Here is a 15961-nt window from a genome sequence, read left to right as displayed (position 1 = left end):
GCAGATCAGCGCCTGGTCGCTCGTGCCCTCTCTGCGCTTCCCGAGGCAGGTCGAGCCGGCGACCGAGAGCATCGCGTGGATCAGAACTCGCGATGGACCCGCACGGCTGATGTGCTCTCCCGGTGAGCGATCGCTCCCGGGGGGAAGGAACCCCTCTCCAGTGACAGATGTCAACACCCGCGGTACCGCCGCGGACACCAACGCCGATCTCATCGGCCTCCGCGTCGCGGAGCTCCAGGCCCTCGCGACGAGCCTCGGTATCGGCGGAGCCTCCAAGCTCCGCAAGGGCGAGCTCGTCTCGGCCATCTCGGACCTCCGCGCCGGTGCGGACTCCGAGGGCGCCGAGCCCGCCGCTCCCGCCGAGGAGCAGGCGCCCGCCGAGCCCTCGGTCGCCGAGCAGTCCTTCGTCGAGCCGGCCGAGGCCGAGCCCGTCGTCGACGGCACGAGCGTCGAGGCCGAGCCCGCCGACGTGGCGGAGCAGAGCGCCCCGGTGCCCGAGGCCCCCGCCGAGGTGCCCGCGCACGCCGAGAGCACGGAGGCGGACACCGCCGACGTCCTCGAGCAGGCCGCCACCACGGTCGAGGAGCCGGCGCCCGCCGCCGCCGAGGCCGCTCCGGTCGAGCTCGAGCTCCCCGTCGCCGCCGAGCCGGTGGCCGAGCCCGCCGCCGAGCGCGCACCCCGTCGCCGCGGCTCGCGTCGCGCCTCCAGCGGCACCGTCGCCGCCGGCGAGCACCTGAACGTGCCGGCCGGCAGCGGTGTCGAGTCGCTCATCCCCGAGCTTCCGCCCGTCCTCGAGCAGGTCCCCGACGCCGAGCAGGCGCCGCGACCGGTCATCGAGATCGAGCTTCCCAACGGGCCGGAGTCGGACGACTCCTCCCGCGAGGGCGGCCAGCGCGAGCGTCGCGGACGCCGTCGCAGTCGCGGCGGCAGCGCCGAGCAGAGCGAGCAGCCCGAGACCACCGACGCCGTCGAGTCCTCCGCGCAGGACGCCGGCGACGAGCCTGACTCCGGCGACCGCCAGGACGACCAGCAGAACTCCGGCGAGCAGCAGGGCAACGGCGACCAGCAGAACGGCGGCGACCAGCAGGGCACCGGCCGCGGCCGCAACCGCCGCAACCGCAACCGCCGCGGCGAGGACCGTCAGGCGAACGACGGCCAGCAGAACGGCCAGGGCGGCAGCGCCCAGAACAACGGCGGCCAGAGCAACGGCGGCCAGAGCAACGGTCAGAACGGCGGCGGCCAGAACGGCGCCGCGCAGAACGGCAACGGCCAGGCGCTGTCGAACCAGGGCGGCAACCAGGGCAACCAGGGTGGCCAGCCGCAGGGCGGCAACGGCCAGAACGCCCAGGGCTCCGCGCAGAACGGCCAGCAGGCCGACGGCGAGGACGGCCGCCGCAGCCGCTACCGCGACCGCAAGCGCCGCGGGGGAGCGGTCGGCGACGACTTCGAGCCCGAGATCAGCGAGGACGACGTCCTCATCCCGGTCGCCGGCATCCTCGACGTCCTCGACAACTACGCCTTCGTGCGCACCACGGGCTACCTGCCCGGTGTCAGCGACGTCTACGTCTCGCTCGGCCAGGTCAAGAAGTACAACCTGCGCAAGGGCGACGCCGTCGTCGGCGCCATCCGCCAGCCCCGCGAGGGCGAGGGCGGCGGACGCCAGAAGTACAACGCCATCGTCCGCGTCGACTCGATCAACGGCCAGACCGTCGAGGAGGCCGCCGCGCGCGTCGAGTTCCACGACCTCACGCCGCTCTACCCGACCGAGCGACTGCGCCTCGAGACGGAGCCGGGCAAGCTGACCCAGCGGATCATCGACCTGGTCGCCCCGATCGGCAAGGGCCAGCGCGGCCTCATCGTCGCGCCGCCCAAGGCCGGCAAGACGATCGTCCTGCAGCAGATCGCCAACGCGATCGTGCAGAACAACCCCGAGGTCCACCTCATGGTCGTGCTCGTCGACGAGCGTCCCGAGGAGGTCACCGACATGCAGCGCACCGTGCGCGGCGAGGTCGTCGCCTCCACGTTCGACCGCCCGGCCGAGGACCACACCACGGTCGCCGAGCTGGCCATCGAGCGCGCCAAGCGCCTCGTCGAGCTGGGCCACGACGTCGTCGTGCTGCTCGACTCGATCACCCGCCTCGGCCGCGCCTACAACGTGACCGCCGCCCCCTCGGGCCGCGTGCTCTCCGGTGGCGTCGACGCGTCGGCGCTGTACCCGCCGAAGAAGTTCTTCGGAGCGGCGCGCAACATCGAGAACGGCGGCTCGCTCACCATCCTCGCGACGGCGCTCATCGAGACCGGCTCGAAGATGGACGAGGTGATCTTCGAGGAGTTCAAGGGCACCGGCAACATGGAGCTCCGCCTCTCGCGCCACCTCGCCGACAAGCGGATCTTCCCCGCGGTCGACGTCAACGCGTCGGGCACCCGCCGCGAGGAGATGCTCCTCAGCTCGGACGAGGTCAAGATCACCTGGAAGCTGCGCCGCGCCCTCGCCGGGCTCGACCAGCAGCAGGCGCTCGAGATCATCCTGTCCCGCCTGAAGGAGACGTCCTCGAACGTCGAGTTCCTGATGCAGGTCTCGAAGTCCGCCGTCGGCCCGACCACCGCGAACCACGGCAACGGCCACCACTAGCTGCCCCGACGTCCGCGGTCGCCCCTCCGGGGGCGGCCGCGGGCGTTTTCGCGTCCGTCGGCACCTTCGGTGCGATCATGCTGGTCGGCCAGCCCGCGCAGCGGGTCGCCCCTGCTGGTCGAGCAGCCCGCGCAGCGGACGTATCGAGGCCCACCCCGTTAAGCACGTCGGTCTCGATACGGCGCCTGCGGCACCTACTCGACCAGCATGTGCTGCCGGTCGAGCAGCCCATCAAGCGGGCCGCTCATGCTGGTCGAGTAGCCCGCGCAGCGGGCGTATCGAGACCCACCCCTCCACCACCACCGGAAACCAGGAACCCCATGTTCGAATCCGTCAGCGTCCTCCTCGCCGAGCACGAGGACCTCCAGACGCAGCTGTCCGACCCCGCCCTGCACGCGGACGCCGCGCGCGCCAAGAAGGTCAACCGCCGCTACGCCGAGCTGAACCAGATCAAGTCGGCGCACGCCGCCTGGATCCAGGCCGGCGAGGACCTCGAGGCCGCGCGCGAGCTCGCCCGCGAGGACGACGCCTTCGCCGAGGAGGTGCCGGAGCTGGAGGAGTCCCTGCGCGTCGCGCAGGAGAAGCTGCGCCGCCTGCTCATCCCGCGCGACCCGGACGACGGCCGCGACGTGATCATGGAGATCAAGGGCGGCGAGGGCGGCGCCGAGAGCGCGCTGTTCGCCGCGGACCTGCTCCGCATGTACCTGCACTACGCCGAGGCGAAGGGCTGGAAGACCGAGATCCTCGACCGCGACGAGTCCGACCTCGGCGGCTACAAGAACGTCCAGGTCGCCATCAAGAGCAACGCGACCGACCCGTCGCAGGGCGTCTGGGCGCACCTGAAGTACGAGGGCGGCGTGCACCGCGTGCAGCGCGTCCCCGTGACGGAGTCGCAGGGCCGCATCCACACCTCGACGACCGGCGTGCTGGTCTTCCCCGAGGTGGACGCCCCGGAGGAGGTCGCGATCAACCAGAACGACCTCAAGATCGACGTCTACCGCTCCTCGGGCCCCGGCGGCCAGTCGGTCAACACCACCGACTCCGCGGTGCGGATCACCCACCTCCCGACCGGCATCGTCGTCTCGATGCAGAACGAGAAGAGCCAGCTGCAGAACCGCGAGGCCGGCATGCGCGTCCTGCGCGCCCGCATCCTCGCCCGTCAGCAGGAGGAGATCGCCGCCGCCGCCTCGGACGCGCGCAAGACGCAGATCCGCACGATGGACCGCTCCGAGCGGATCCGCACCTACAACTTCCCCGAGAACCGCATCGCGGACCACCGCACCGGCTATAAGGCCTACAACCTCGACGGCGTGATGAACGGAGCGCTCGACCCCGTGGTCGAGAGCGCGATCCAGTTCGACGAGGAGGCCCGCCTGGCCGACATCGGCTCCGACGAGTCGTGAGCGCGGTGACGATGGACCTCGACGCGCGTGCGCTCCTCGCCGACGCCGTCGCCCGGCTGACCGCGGCGCGCGTGCCCACCCCGGACGTCGACGCCGAGCTGCTGCTCGGCCACCTGCTCGGCCTCGGCCGCGGGTCGCTCCAGGCGCGGCTGATCACCGGTCTCGCGCTCGACGAGACGACCCGCGACGCCTACGATCACGCGATCGGGCGCCGGGCCTCGCGGGAGCCGCTCCAGCACATCACCGGCGTCGCGCCGTTCCGCTCGCTCGAGCTCGCGGTCGGTCCCGGCGTCTTCGTGCCGCGTCCCGAGACGGAGGGAGTGGCGCAGCTCGCCATCGACGCCCTCCGCGCCGTCGCGGACGAGTCACCGATCGCCGTCGACCTCGGCACCGGCAGTGGAGCGCTGGCGCTCGCGCTCGCCCACGAGGTCCCGCACGCGCGGGTGATCGGCGTCGAGAACTCCGTCGACGCCTTCCTCTGGGCGCGCGGCAACCGCGACCGCCTGGGCCTGGAGAACGCCCGCATCGTCTTCGTCGACCTCGCGGACGCGCTGCCCGAGCTCGACGGCACGGTCTCCGTCGTCGTCTCCAACCCGCCGTACATCCCGTCGGCCGCCATCCCGCGCGACATCGAGGTGCAGCGCTACGACCCGCCGGCCGCGCTCTACGGTGGCGAGGACGGGCTCGACGTCGTGCGCTCGCTCTCGCGGACGGCGCTCCGGCTGCTGCGGGCCGGGGGAGTGCTCGTCATCGAGCACGGCGAGCTGCAGGGGGCGGAGATCCGCGCGCTGCTGACGGCCGACGGCTGGCGCGGGGCGACGACGCAGCGGGATCTGACCGGGCGCGATCGGTCGACGGTGGCGGTGCGCTGAGGCAGAAGGGGCCCCGTACCTTCCGGTCCGTGGGCGTTGTGAGGCCGTCACACCGCGTGATCCTCTCCGTCAGCGGCGGGAGCGGCGGACCTCGGTGATCAGCTGCGCGACCGCCCGTGACGCGGCCGGCGCCCCCCGGAGGAGGCGCTGGAGCCGTACCCGCGTGCGCCCTGCCGCTGTGTCCGTCGTCGAGGGGCGCATGCGCAGCAGATCTGCGCGCTGGGGCCAGACCGCGTGGCGGATCGTGACGATCCGGCGCCAGCCTCGCTGCCGCCGGATGATGCTGGTCCACATGTAGCCGGTGCTCGCTCCTGCCGCCACGCGCCGGGTCCACTCCATCAGTGCGGCGGCCTCCGCCGGGTCCGCGACGGGAGGCGCCGGTGTCGCCGAGATCGCGTCGAGCGCGCGGAGCACCTCGGCGAGCGTGTGCTCAGCCCCCGTACGGCGGGCGAGCGCTGCCAGATCGGCGCGCTGCTCAGCGTCGAGTGCGGCGTGCTCGAGGAGGTACGCCAGCTCGCGTGCGTGCCGGGCGTTGTCCGAGCGGCTCCTGAGCGCGTGCAGGCCCAGGACGAGCAGGCTCCCGGCCCGGTCGGGGATGCTGCAGTCGCGCCCGGCGGCGGGCATCGTCACCCGTCGGCGCCACAGCTCGTCGAAGACGACGTCGCCCGGCGCGATGAAGCCGGGGAAGAAGCGGTGAACGTCGATGTCGCAGGGCCAGCGGGGATGGATGAGGGTGCGCGAGTGCTCGGTGTAGCGCGCACCGGCGAAGGTGCTGCGGCGTTGACTCCAGCCGTTCGTTTCGAGGAGGGCGCAGAACGACTCGAAGGCCGCCGGGTCGACCATGACGTCGACGTCGGAGGAGACGTGCCCATCCCGCAGCCCGAGGAACTGCAGCCCCGGCCCCTTGATGAAGAGGGCGCGCTGCGAGTGCTCCTCCGCGACCCAGGAGAGCCAGCCGTGCAGCAGGAGGACGGCGCTGGGCAGGTCGAGACTTCGAGCGCCGGTCATTCTCCGTCACCTGCACTCTGATCCGCGGCGAGGACGAGACCGCGATCGCGGAGGGAGAGAACGAATTCCTCGACCGGGAGGGCTATCTCTGAGACGTCTGTCGAATAGAGTGCCGCCATCTTCTCGATGAGCGCCGCTAATGTGATCCCCTGAGAGGAGGCACAGATCTCGTCCCAGATGTCCAGTCCCGAGCCGGAGATCTCCACGGCATCCTCGAGCGGTTCGCGAAGTGGCACGAGAAAAGCCCTTTCGGCTCTTTCGACGCTCACCGCGGCTAAAGCTGTCCACTTACCATTCACGGAGAACTCGGTCTTCCCTTCACCCCTCGAAGGAGCCGATACGGATGAGAGCGGCCATCGACTGGCGAAGCTCTCGCGCGGGCCTCGGACGGCGGGCGGGGAGAGCGGCGGCGGCGCTCGACCCCGAACTTAGCAGGATCACGCGGCTTGACCACCTGTCGGGGGGTGCCGAAGGAATGCAAACGGCTCCGTTCGGCCGGGCGACGATCCCTCCATTTGAGCGCCTCCGAACGGGGGACACGAACTGAGAGAGTATCACTTCAAAACGCCGTAAGGGCCTTCTCCGGAAGGTAGAGTTCGAAACTCCGCGGGCAATGCCGACCGCTTCTCATACATCTATCCGAGTATCGATCTGGCCTTTCTAAGGTCTTATCGCGAAGGGATCCATGAAAGCGCTCGTCACTGGTGCGGCCGGCTTCATCGGCTCGACGATCAGCCGCCGCCTCCTGGCCGACGGCTGGGATGTCGTCGGTGTGGACGCGTTCACCGACTATTACGACGTCTCATTGAAGCGAGCCAATGCCGCGAAGAACGTCGCGGCCGGACTGAAGCTCGTGGAGGCAGATCTGACGACGGTCGAGCTCGGTCCGTTGCTCGACGGCGTCGACGTCGTCTTCCATCAGGCAGGCCAGCCGGGCGTGCGCGGCTCCTGGAAGGAGGGCTTCGCTCCCTATCTCTCCCGGAACATCGGCGCGACGCAGCGGCTTCTCGAAGCGCTCCGCGACCACGATCGCCTGCAGCGCTTCGTCTACGCCTCCTCCTCGTCGATCTACGGCGACGCGGAATGCTTCCCTACCTCCGAGGCGACGCCCCCCTCGCCGGTCAGCCCCTACGGCGTGACCAAGCTCGCCGCCGAGCACCTCACCAGCCTCTACGGCACCAATTTCGGTCTGCCGACCACGTCGTTGCGCTACTTCACCGTGTACGGACCGCGCCAGCGTCCCGATATGGCGTTCACCCGCTTCGTCCGCTCCGCCGTGCTCGGCGACCCGATCGAGATCTACGGGACCGGCGAGCAGATCCGCGATTTCACCTTCGTCGAGGACATCGTCGAGGCCAACGTACTGGCGGCGACGACCCCGACAGCTCCCGGCTCGGTCTACAACGTCGCGGGCGGGACGAGCGCCTCGGTGAACGAGGTGCTGCACTTCCTCGGCGAGCTGCACGGGGCGCCGCTGAACGTGTCCTACACCGACAAGGCGCTCGGCGACGTCGTGCGCACGGGCGGCGGGACCGACCGCATCGCTACCGAGCTCGGCTGGGCCCCGAAGGTCGACCTGAAGGAGGGACTCGCGCGCCACCTCGACTGGGCGTGCGAGACCTTCGGAGGGCGCGCGTGACGCTCACCGAAGACGAGCTGCGCACGCTGCCCCGGACGATCCGCACTCGCGCGGATCTCCGGGCGTTCGTGCTGGCCGACCAGATGGCGCACGGGGTGGCCGCCTGGCGGTTCGACTCGCGGTGGCGCCACCCGGTCGTGCACTACCAGCGGCTGCTCCGCCAGGTCGAGTTCCTCCGCGCGCAGAAGGGCGCCGCCGCTCGCGTCGCCCGCTTCGTCGCACGGTTCCGCCTGCAGCGCGCCGGGCTGCGCACCGGGATCTCGATCGGCCCCGGCGTCTTCGGCCCGGGCCTCTCGATCGCGCACTACGGCACGCTCGTCGTGAACTCGCGGGCGCGAGTCGGGGCGTTCTGCCGGATCCACCCCACTGTCACTATCGGCATCGCGCAGGGCGGCGTGCCGACTATTGGCGACTTCGTCTACATCGGCCCGGGCGCGGTGATCTACGGGGCTGTCACGATCGGCGACGGCGCCGTGGTCGGCGCGAACGCGGTGGTCAACCGCGACGTCGCGGCCGGCGTCACGGTCGCCGGCGCCCCCGCACGGGTGGTCGCGTCCCGCGACTCCACCTCGCTGATGCCGGCGGCCTTCGCCCGCGTCGAGAGCGCGAAGCGATGAAGGTCGTCCTCCTCGTCCCCCGGTTCTCCGGCGGCGGGGCCGAGTTCGTCGCCCGGCAGTGGGCGCTGCACCTCGCCGCGAGCGGGGACACGGTTGTGGTCGCCGCGACGAAGCTCACCGGCGACGACGACATCCCGGCCGAGCTGCGGCTCGTCGCTCTCGACGGTCGCGGGACCGTGAGGAAGCTGCTGCAGCTGCGCCGGCTGCTCCGCACCGAGAAGCCGGACGCCGTGCTCGCGCTGATGCCGTACTGGAACCTTCTCGCGCTCTTCGCGACGCGACTGCTGCCCGGCCGCCCGCGCGTGCTGATCAGCGGCCGCAACATGGCCGTCCACCTCCGCCGCACCTTCGGCCCCGCCTACGCGGCGAAGCAGCTGCTGGCGCGTCTGGCGTACCGGTGGGCCGACGAGTTCGTCGCTATCTCGCATCCGGTCGCCGCCGAGGCGATCGCGCTCTACGGCCTGCCGCCCGCCTCCGTCTCCGTCGTGCTCAATCCGTCGCTGAAGACGGAGTCGGCCGCGGCCGTCGCGCCGCGGCACGACGACGGTCCCCTCGCGCTGGTCGCACCGGCGCGGCTGGTCGCGCAGAAGCGCCCGCAGCTGGTCGTCGAGACCGCGGTGGCCTGCCGCGAGCTGCACGGCCGCGAGGTGGTCGCGCACTTCTACGGCGTCGGGCCGCTGACGGAGCAGGTGCGCGCGCTCGCCGCGAAGCGCGGGGTCCCCGCCGTCTTCCATGGCTGGGTCTCCTCCTGGTCCGCCGACCTGCCCGCGAACGCCGTCGTCCTCCTCCCGTCGCTGTCCGAGGGCTTCGGCAACGTGCTCGTCGAGGCGGCACGCGTGGGTGTGCCGAGCGTCGCCTCCTCGCAGGCGCTCGGCGTGGCCGACGCCATCGTCCCGCGGCTGACCGGAGTCCTCGTCGCCGGCGAGTCGGCCGCCGACTTCGCCGCCGGCGTGATCGAGGCCGCCGGCATGACCGTCGCCGGACACGAGTCCTGGCTGAGCTCGTTCACTCGCGCGTCGAGCGGCGCGGCTCTCCGCAGCCGCCTGGAGGCCGTGGTGATGCAGAAGTGAGCGAGCGAGGTGCCGGACGCACCGTCCTGAGCGCGTCGACCGGCACGCTCGTCGCACGCGTGCTCGGGTTCCTCCGCAACATCGCTCTGGCCGCGGCGCTCGGGACGGGCCTGGTCTCGGACTCCTACAACCTGGCCAACCAGGTACCGAACCAGATCTTTCTGCTGCTGGGCGGGGGAGTGATCGCCGCGGTGTTCCTGCCGCAGCTCGCCACGCTGCGGGTGCGGTCCGAGCACGACGCGGACCGCTACGGCACGGTGCTGCTGGTCTGCTCGGCGGCGTTCGGCGTGGTCGTCAGCGGACTGCTGCTGGCGTTCTCCGGCCCGCTGATCTCTGTCCTCGGCGGCGGCAGCTGGGGATTCTCGCAGCGCGAGCTCACCCTCGCCTTCTTCCTCTGGTGCACCCCGCAGGTCGCTGCTGCGTCGGTCTTCACGGTCGCGTCGCAGCTGATGAACGCCCGAGGCCGCTTCACCTCGGTCAGCTGGCTGCCGGCGGTCTCGAGCGTGGGAGTGATCGCCGGGGCGATCATCGTGATCGCCGCCGGCGACGTGAGCGCCGATTCTCCCGGCTCGGTCTCGCTCGTCGCCATCACCGTGCTGGGCGCGGCGACACTCGGCGGGACCGTCCTGCAGAGCGTCGTGCTCTGCGTCCTCCTCGGCCGCGCCGGCTTCCGGCCGAGCTGGGGGACGAGCGGGCTGCGTGGACTCGGACTCCGCCTCGCCGCTCGCACCGGTCTGCTCGCCGTCGCCTCGGCGGTCTGCTACCAGATCTCGAATCTGCTCACGGCGGCCTGGGCGGCTCAGGCCGGCGCGACAGCGGCTGACGCCGGTGCGGTCGGCTTCGGCTACTCGGCGCTCTTCTACGCGCAGGCGATCGTCTCGGTGGTGCAGGGCGTGGCTGTGTCGAGCCTCGCCTCGGTCCTGCTCCAGCGCCTGTCCCGGCACTTCGCCGCGTCGAACGACGAGGAGGCCTTCAGCGAGCTGAGCGAGGCGCTGCTGCGGCTGGCCTCGTTCATCCTGCCGGTCGCCGGTCTGCTCGTCGCCGTCGGCCCCGGTCTGAGCGAGCTGATGTTCGCCCGCGGCGAGACGTCGACCGATTCTGCGCGGATCATCGGCGTGGTCCTGGCGGTCTTCGCCTCCAGCCTGCTGCCGTTCGCCTGGCACGTCCTGCTCATCCGCCCCTTCTACGCGAAGCACGACGGGATCCGCCCGCTCTACAGCGCCTTCGTCATCAACACGATCTGGGCCGGGACCGGTCTGGTGGGGCTCCTGGTCCTGCCTCCGCAGGGAGTGATCCTGGGCCTCGCCACCGGCTTCGCCCTGTCCTACTGGATCGACTTGCCGATCAAGCTGCGCTGGCTGCGGCTGCGCCTCGGCTTCCGTGTCGAGCCGGCCGTCAGCCGCGGCGTCGGACGCGGTGCGGCCGTCTCCTCGTCGCTGGCGGTCGTGATCGGAGCGCCGGGCTGGGTGCTGCTGTTCGTGCTCGACCCGCCGACCCTCGCCGTGCTCGGCGTCGTGGCCCTCCAGAGCCTCGTCTTCGTCGGCGCCTACGTGCTCCTGACCCGTCGCTCGTCGATCTCCCCCGTCGACCTCGTGCGCTGGTTGAAGAAATGACACCCCAGAGAAGGAAATCCCAGATGAGCACTCGCCTGATCGTCGAGCAGTTCGACCCGGTGCGCCCCAAGCCCGGCGGTATCGACACCTGCATCCGCGGCCTCGTCAAGTTCGCTCCCGACACCGAGATCATCCGCATCGCGGGCGTCGATGCGATCGGCGACAAGGTGCTCGGCGAGTGGAAGGAGTACGAGATCGGCGGGCGCCGCTTCGACTTCATGCCGGTGGTCCGCCTCGACCACGCGGACCTGACCCGGCGCATCCCGCACTCGGTCCGCCTGGCCCGCGGGCTGAAGAAGTTCCTGCCGACCGCGGACGTCGACACCGTCCAGACCCACCGCGTGAACGTCGGTGCCGTCGCGCTCCGCCACTTCCGCGGAACCCCGCACGTGCAGTTCATGCACAGCAGCGGCGACGCGAATCTCAAGCAGGGCAGCGTCTCGTTCTTCCGGCGGGCGCGCGGGCTCTACCGCTTCCTCGAGCGGCGGGTCGTCCGGCAGTCGCGCGCCGTCGTCATCTTCAGCAGCGGCGGCGCCGAGCGGCTGCGCCGGCAGTCCGCCTCCGTGCACTTCTCGCCGACCTGGTTCGACCCGACCGAGTTCTACCCGAGCACGAGCGAGCGCAGCGAGAAGGTGAACGTGCTCTGGGCTTGCCGGATCGAGCCGGCGAAGAATCCCGAGCTCGCGATCGCCGCTTTCGCTCTGCTCGACGAGCGCTTCCGCCTCACGGTGGCCGGCAGCGGCACGCTCGAGGGCCGCATGCGCGAGGCCGCCGCGGCCGCCGGGATCGCGCACCGCGTCGACTTCCGGGGCGCCGTGCCCAAGGGCGAGGTCGGCGCGCTGATGCGCGAGCACGACCTGCTGCTGATGAGCTCCCGGTTCGAGGGCTTCTCGCGCTCGATCGTCGAAGCGCTGGCCACCGGTCTCCCGGTGGCGACCACTCCCGGTGGCGACCCGAACGCGCTCATCGTCGAGGGAGTGAACGGCGCTCGCGCCTCTCGCGACGATCCTGCGGAGCTCGCCGCGGCGGTGGAGCGCGCCAGCGCTGCGTCCGCGGCGGTCGCCCGCGCTTCCGTGGAGGAGCTCAACGCCCCCCTCATCGTCGACACGATTCTGAGCAAGTAGAAGAGGTGAGTATGAAGATCTTCGTTCCCGTGGTCGGGCAGTACGAGAACATCGGCGACATCGTCCTGCGGCGTGAGCTCGTCGAGTGGCTGAGCGGCATGGGGGAGATGCACGCCTACGTCGGTGCCTCGCCCGCCTCCTACGACGAGGCGCTCGACCTCCCCGCCGACGTGATCACCTACCGGAGCGTCGGCGGCTGGGCGCGCGAGCTCGGCGCCTGCCTCCGCCGCGGCGAGTGCGTCGCCTACATCTACAAGCCGGGTGAGATCCAGCTCACCTGGCGCGGTCTGAAGGAGCACATTGGCCTGCTCCCGCTGGTCGTCGCCACTCGGCTGCGCGGCGGCCTGGTCATCCGGGTCGGAGCGGGGTCCCGCAATTTCGATCGCTGGCCGACGGCCGTGTTCCGCTCGACCCTCGGACTCAGCCACTACACGATGTGGCGCGACGTCCGCACGGCGGACCGGCTGGGCCACGGCGGCGTCATGCCGGACCTCGGCTTCGGCCAAGTGGGATCCGAGCACGCCGCGTCGACCGAGCGCACCCGCCTGACGGTGACGATGCGCGGCGACCGGGTGCCGCCCTCCCGGCAGTGGCGGCAGGCGATCGCCCGCATCGCGGAGGAGCGCGGACTCCGTCTCACTGTGGTGACCCAGGTGGAGCGGGACGAACCGCTGATGGCGGAGCTCGCCGGAGAGTGGGACGCCGACTACGTCGCGTGGGGCTCCCGCTCGCACAAGGTGCAGGAGGCGGAGGTCCGCCGCGCGTTCGCGGAGTCGGCTCTCGTCGTCAGCGATCGCCTGCACGCCCTGATCGTCGCCGTGGCCGAAGGTGCCGCCGTCGCCTCTATCGCCGATACGCCGACAGACAAGATCGAGCGCCACTTCGCCGCAGCGGGTATCCCGATCGTCGTCTTCGATGCCAAGAGCCGCTCGACGGACGCCATCGCGGAAGCTCTCCGCAGCGTCGACACCGACGCCTCGCAGCAGAGCGCTTTGCAGGGTGCGGTCGAAAAGCTCGCTGTCGTTCGATCCGCGGTCCGCACTCTCCTGGAGGCCCGAGCATGATAGATCTCGCCGATGCGTTCCACATGGATCGACCCCCGCGCCTCCTCCTTGCGGCCTCGACCGGCGGTCACCTCGAACAGCTGTGGAGACTCTCTCGGGGTTCGTCGATCGACAGCGCATCCGAGTGGGTGACCTTCGATTCGCCTCAGGCCGACGGGCTACTCGCGGGAGAGCCGCACCACTACATCCCGGAGATCGTCCAGCGCGACTTCCGAGGGGTGCTCGGCGCCCTTCCGCGTTTTCGCCGGATCCTCGCCTGCGGTGGTTTCGACGGCGTAGTGAGCACCGGGGCGGCGATCGCAGCGCCGGCGTTCCTCGCTGCGCGCAGCCTTCGGATCCCCACCCACTACATCGAGAGCGTGTCGCGCGTCGACGGTCCGTCGATGACCGGCCGCCTGGTCTCTCGGAGTCGCCTGGCACGCACCGTGTGGACGCAGCACGAGCACTGGTCCGATGCGAGGTGGGCGTACCACGGTTCGGTTCTCGACTCCTTCGAGTCGTACACCGCGCGCGAGAGAGTCGCGGACCCGAGCGTCTTCGTGACCCTCGGGACGATCAAGAAGTATCCTTTTCCGAGGCCGGTCGCGGCGCTGTCTCCTCTCGTCGGTGAGCGCTCGATCTGGCAGCTCGGTGTCACGCCGCCCGTACCGGGTCTCTCGGGCGAGGTGGTCGATTTCTTCTCGAGTGCACGCTTCGACCGGTCGGCGAGAGACGCCGACGTGGTCGTCAGTCATGCGGGCGTCGGCAGCGTCCTGCGATTACTCGAGCTTGGCATCTACCCGGTTCTGGTCATCCGACGGTCCCGGAACGGTGAACACATCGACGACCACCAGGCGCAGATCGCACGGCTCCTCGCCGAACGCGACCTGGCGCTGGTTCGGGAGGCCGATGAAGTGAGCCTCACCGACCTCGTGCTGGCGAGTTCGCGCAGGGTGCGTCCATTCAGCAGCAATCTCGGCGTCGAGTCGAACGACGTGCTGGCATGACCCTCGTCGCACTCGGATTCGTCGGCATCGTCGGCGCGATCGTCCTGATGTTCATGCCGCGTCGACTCATGCCCGCCCTCGCTCTCGCGGTGCTCGTCGTCCTGCCCGTCGGCTACATGGATCTACCCAGGCTCGTCGGCCGCTACTTCTCGCCCGCAGTGATCATCCTCGCTGTCTGGATGATCAGGACCGCGCTCGGCAAGCGAGATGCTCTTGCTCGACCAGTGCGCGTCGGCACGCTGCTCTGGATCCCGGTCCTCGGGGCCCTCGCCGTCTCGGTGGGTCTCGGCCTGGACCCGTTCCTGTCGGTCGCATGGGTGCTCGTGGCTCTTGTCTGCGTGATTCTGCCCTACCTCTACGGACGAACACGTCGCGACGAGACCTGGGCTTCGACGCAGAAGGCATATCTCTGGATCGGCGTGTTCGTCGGTGCACTTGCCGTGCTCGACTTCGTCGCAGGCTTCAATCCGTGGTCGTCGCTCTTCTCCTACGACGTCACCGAGAAGGTCTGGTCGGTGTTCCGCACTCGCACGAGCCTGGGCCATCCGCTCGTGACGTCCACTGTTGCGACCGTCTGCGCGATGATCGCTCTCTTCGGCTCGGACAAGAACCGGTGGCTCCGCATCGCCGCCCTTGCCGGATCCGGTGCCGCGGTCATTCTCGCCGTCTCGCGAACCGGAGTTCTCGCCATCGCCATCGGTCTCGCGCTGGGCTGCCTCGTCCTCCTCTTCGGCGCCTCTCCCTCCAAGCGCACCCGGAGAATCACAGCGATCTTCCTCATGATCTCCGCGCTCGGCTTCCTCGGCGTCGTGACGAATTCTCCTTTGCTCGACCAGCGAAATGAGTCGTCGGGTGGGGTGAAGTCCACTGATTACCGGGAGCAGTCGACCGAAGTGGCCCTCGGCTTGATCGACGACAACTGGTTGCTAGGGCTGGGTCCGAGTAATTCTGCAGCGGAGTTCTCCTCGATCTTCGACGGCCCGCTCGAGAACTCCGTCTTCCAGCTTCTGCTCTCACTCGGTGTGCCGCTCGCGGCCCTCGGGCTGGCGGCGATCGTGGTCATTGTGCTCCGGGTCTCGAAGCGCGGGGATGCTGGAGTCGCGGCTGGGATAGTCGCGTTCTCGGTCAGTCTCTCGGGCTTCAGTGCCATCGACGTCAACCCCGCCCTCCTCGCATTCCTGGCGCCGCTGATGTTCCGAGCAGGTCAGATCATCGGCGATCCATGGCGGGGCGCGGCGTCCGAGTCACCTGACGAGTCGTCGGCCACTCCCGCAGGGCCTTCTCGCGGAACGCGTGTGTCTCGCCGATGATCCTGGCGGGTTTCCGCCGACGATGGCGCCGGAGGGGACCGACTTCGTGACCACAGCGCCTGCGGCGACGATGCAGTCCGCCCCGATGGAGACACCCGGCATCACGATGGACCTGGCGCCGATGAAGGAGTCGTCGCCGATGGTGATGGGGGAGACGCGGTACCTCCGCCCCCGCTCATCGTTGGCGAGCCAGCCGGCGCCGTCGTGGGTGATGAAGAGGACCTCGCTGCTGACGGTCACGCGGTCACCGATGCTCAGCAGGTCGTACTCCGACCGGACCTGGCAAGAGATGATCCGGCAGCCGTCGCCGACCTGGACACCGAGCGCACGTGCGGCGGCCGAGCGGCCCAGGGTGCGGGAGAGGATGCGCCACCGCCACTGCGGCGGGAGGCGCTTCGTGAGGTTGGAGAGAAGAGGCATCGACGGTCCTTATCGGTCGGGAGAAGTAGCTGAATTCTAGTCGATAAGGGTGGTCGGAAGAAGTCGTCACGGTCTCTCGAGGAGAGGCGGAGTGGCGTCATCGGCGTTCTCGAAAAGAATTCCTGATCTTTCGGCGAATGATTCTTCTCGACTGTCTCACGAGAGATCAGCCGACCTTTCTTCGGCGTTCTCCGGCTGTGCGG

The 15961-nt window shown here is 70.1% G+C and carries 14 protein-coding genes; 11 read left to right on the top strand and 3 right to left on the bottom strand.

All coding sequences use genetic code 11. The annotated features are described in order from the left end of the window. The first annotated feature begins 160 nt into the window (after positions 1-160). The 3 genes from rho to prmC all read left to right on the top strand — a co-directional run bounded on the left by rho (position 161) and on the right by prmC (position 4907). Positions 161-2632: a transcription termination factor Rho gene (rho, locus tag MT351_RS16520; RefSeq protein WP_243582699.1), complete on the top strand. Its 2472-nt coding sequence runs from the start codon at positions 161-163 to the stop codon at positions 2630-2632. Positions 2633-2952: 320 nt separating this feature from the next. Beyond that, entirely contained in the window at positions 2953-4035 is a 1083-nt protein-coding gene (gene prfA, locus MT351_RS16515; RefSeq protein WP_123445476.1) for a peptide chain release factor 1, read from the top strand. Positions 4036-4046: 11 nt separating this feature from the next. Next, the gene (gene prmC, locus MT351_RS16510; protein WP_243582726.1) at positions 4047-4907 is read left to right on the top strand and encodes a peptide chain release factor N(5)-glutamine methyltransferase; all 861 of its coding nucleotides are present in this window, start codon (positions 4047-4049) and stop codon (positions 4905-4907) included. Positions 4908-4976: 69 nt separating this feature from the next. Here the strand turns inward: prmC and MT351_RS16505 are convergent, their stop codons facing one another. Then, a complete protein-coding gene (locus tag MT351_RS16505) occupies positions 4977-5915 on the bottom strand; it encodes a nucleotidyltransferase family protein (protein WP_243582698.1) in 939 nt (312 codons plus the stop codon). Then, on the bottom strand, positions 5912-6214 hold the full coding sequence (locus MT351_RS16500; protein ID WP_243582697.1) for a PqqD family protein: 303 nt from the start codon (positions 6212-6214) through the stop codon (positions 5912-5914). The genes MT351_RS16505 and MT351_RS16500 overlap by 4 nt, the downstream gene beginning before the upstream one ends. Before the next feature lie 386 nt (positions 6215-6600). Here MT351_RS16500 and MT351_RS16495 point away from each other — a divergent pair, with 386 nt between their 5' ends. From MT351_RS16495 to MT351_RS16460, 8 genes are read left to right on the top strand one after another with little or no spacing between them, the layout of a single operon-like run. Next, positions 6601-7554 carry an NAD-dependent epimerase/dehydratase family protein gene (locus MT351_RS16495; RefSeq protein ID WP_243582696.1) on the top strand — a complete coding sequence of 318 codons (954 nt, stop codon included), beginning with the start codon at positions 6601-6603 and terminating at the stop codon, positions 7552-7554. Further along, positions 7551-8171, top strand: a complete 621-nt coding sequence (locus MT351_RS20120) for a hypothetical protein (RefSeq protein ID WP_308197462.1) — start codon at positions 7551-7553, stop codon at positions 8169-8171. The genes MT351_RS16495 and MT351_RS20120 overlap by 4 nt, the downstream gene beginning before the upstream one ends. Next, positions 8168-9241 carry a glycosyltransferase gene (locus tag MT351_RS16485; protein WP_243582695.1) on the top strand — a complete coding sequence of 358 codons (1074 nt, stop codon included), beginning with the start codon at positions 8168-8170 and terminating at the stop codon, positions 9239-9241. Before MT351_RS20120 ends, MT351_RS16485 begins: the two co-directional genes overlap by 4 nt. Beyond that, a complete protein-coding gene (gene murJ / locus MT351_RS16480) occupies positions 9238-10854 on the top strand; it encodes a murein biosynthesis integral membrane protein MurJ (protein WP_243582694.1) in 1617 nt (538 codons plus the stop codon). Before MT351_RS16485 ends, murJ begins: the two co-directional genes overlap by 4 nt. Before the next feature lie 23 nt (positions 10855-10877). Then, positions 10878-11978 carry a glycosyltransferase family 4 protein gene (locus tag MT351_RS16475; protein ID WP_243582693.1) on the top strand — a complete coding sequence of 367 codons (1101 nt, stop codon included), beginning with the start codon at positions 10878-10880 and terminating at the stop codon, positions 11976-11978. 11 nt (positions 11979-11989) lie between these two features. Beyond that, complete coding sequence (locus tag MT351_RS16470) at positions 11990-13042, top strand: polysaccharide pyruvyl transferase family protein (protein ID WP_243582692.1); 1053 nt, start codon at positions 11990-11992, stop codon at positions 13040-13042. Continuing rightward, entirely contained in the window at positions 13039-14028 is a 990-nt protein-coding gene (locus tag MT351_RS16465) for a glycosyltransferase (protein WP_243582691.1), read from the top strand. The genes MT351_RS16470 and MT351_RS16465 overlap by 4 nt, the downstream gene beginning before the upstream one ends. Continuing rightward, a complete protein-coding gene (locus MT351_RS16460) occupies positions 14025-15338 on the top strand; it encodes an O-antigen ligase (RefSeq protein WP_243582690.1) in 1314 nt (437 codons plus the stop codon). Before MT351_RS16465 ends, MT351_RS16460 begins: the two co-directional genes overlap by 4 nt. Here MT351_RS16460 and MT351_RS16455 read toward each other — a convergent pair. Continuing rightward, positions 15273-15758, bottom strand: coding sequence for an acyltransferase (locus tag MT351_RS16455; protein ID WP_243582689.1), 486 nt, complete (start codon positions 15756-15758; stop codon positions 15273-15275). The two genes, MT351_RS16460 and MT351_RS16455, sit on opposite strands and share 66 nt — an antisense overlap. Between the last annotated feature and the right edge of the window lie 203 nt (positions 15759-15961).

The organism is Rathayibacter sp. VKM Ac-2926 (genome assembly GCF_022815565.1).
GTDB classification, from domain to species: Bacteria; Actinomycetota; Actinomycetes; order Actinomycetales; family Microbacteriaceae; genus Rathayibacter; species Rathayibacter festucae.
Note: the sequence above shows the minus strand (reverse complement) of the source record. Positions and strands in the feature narration are given on the sequence as shown.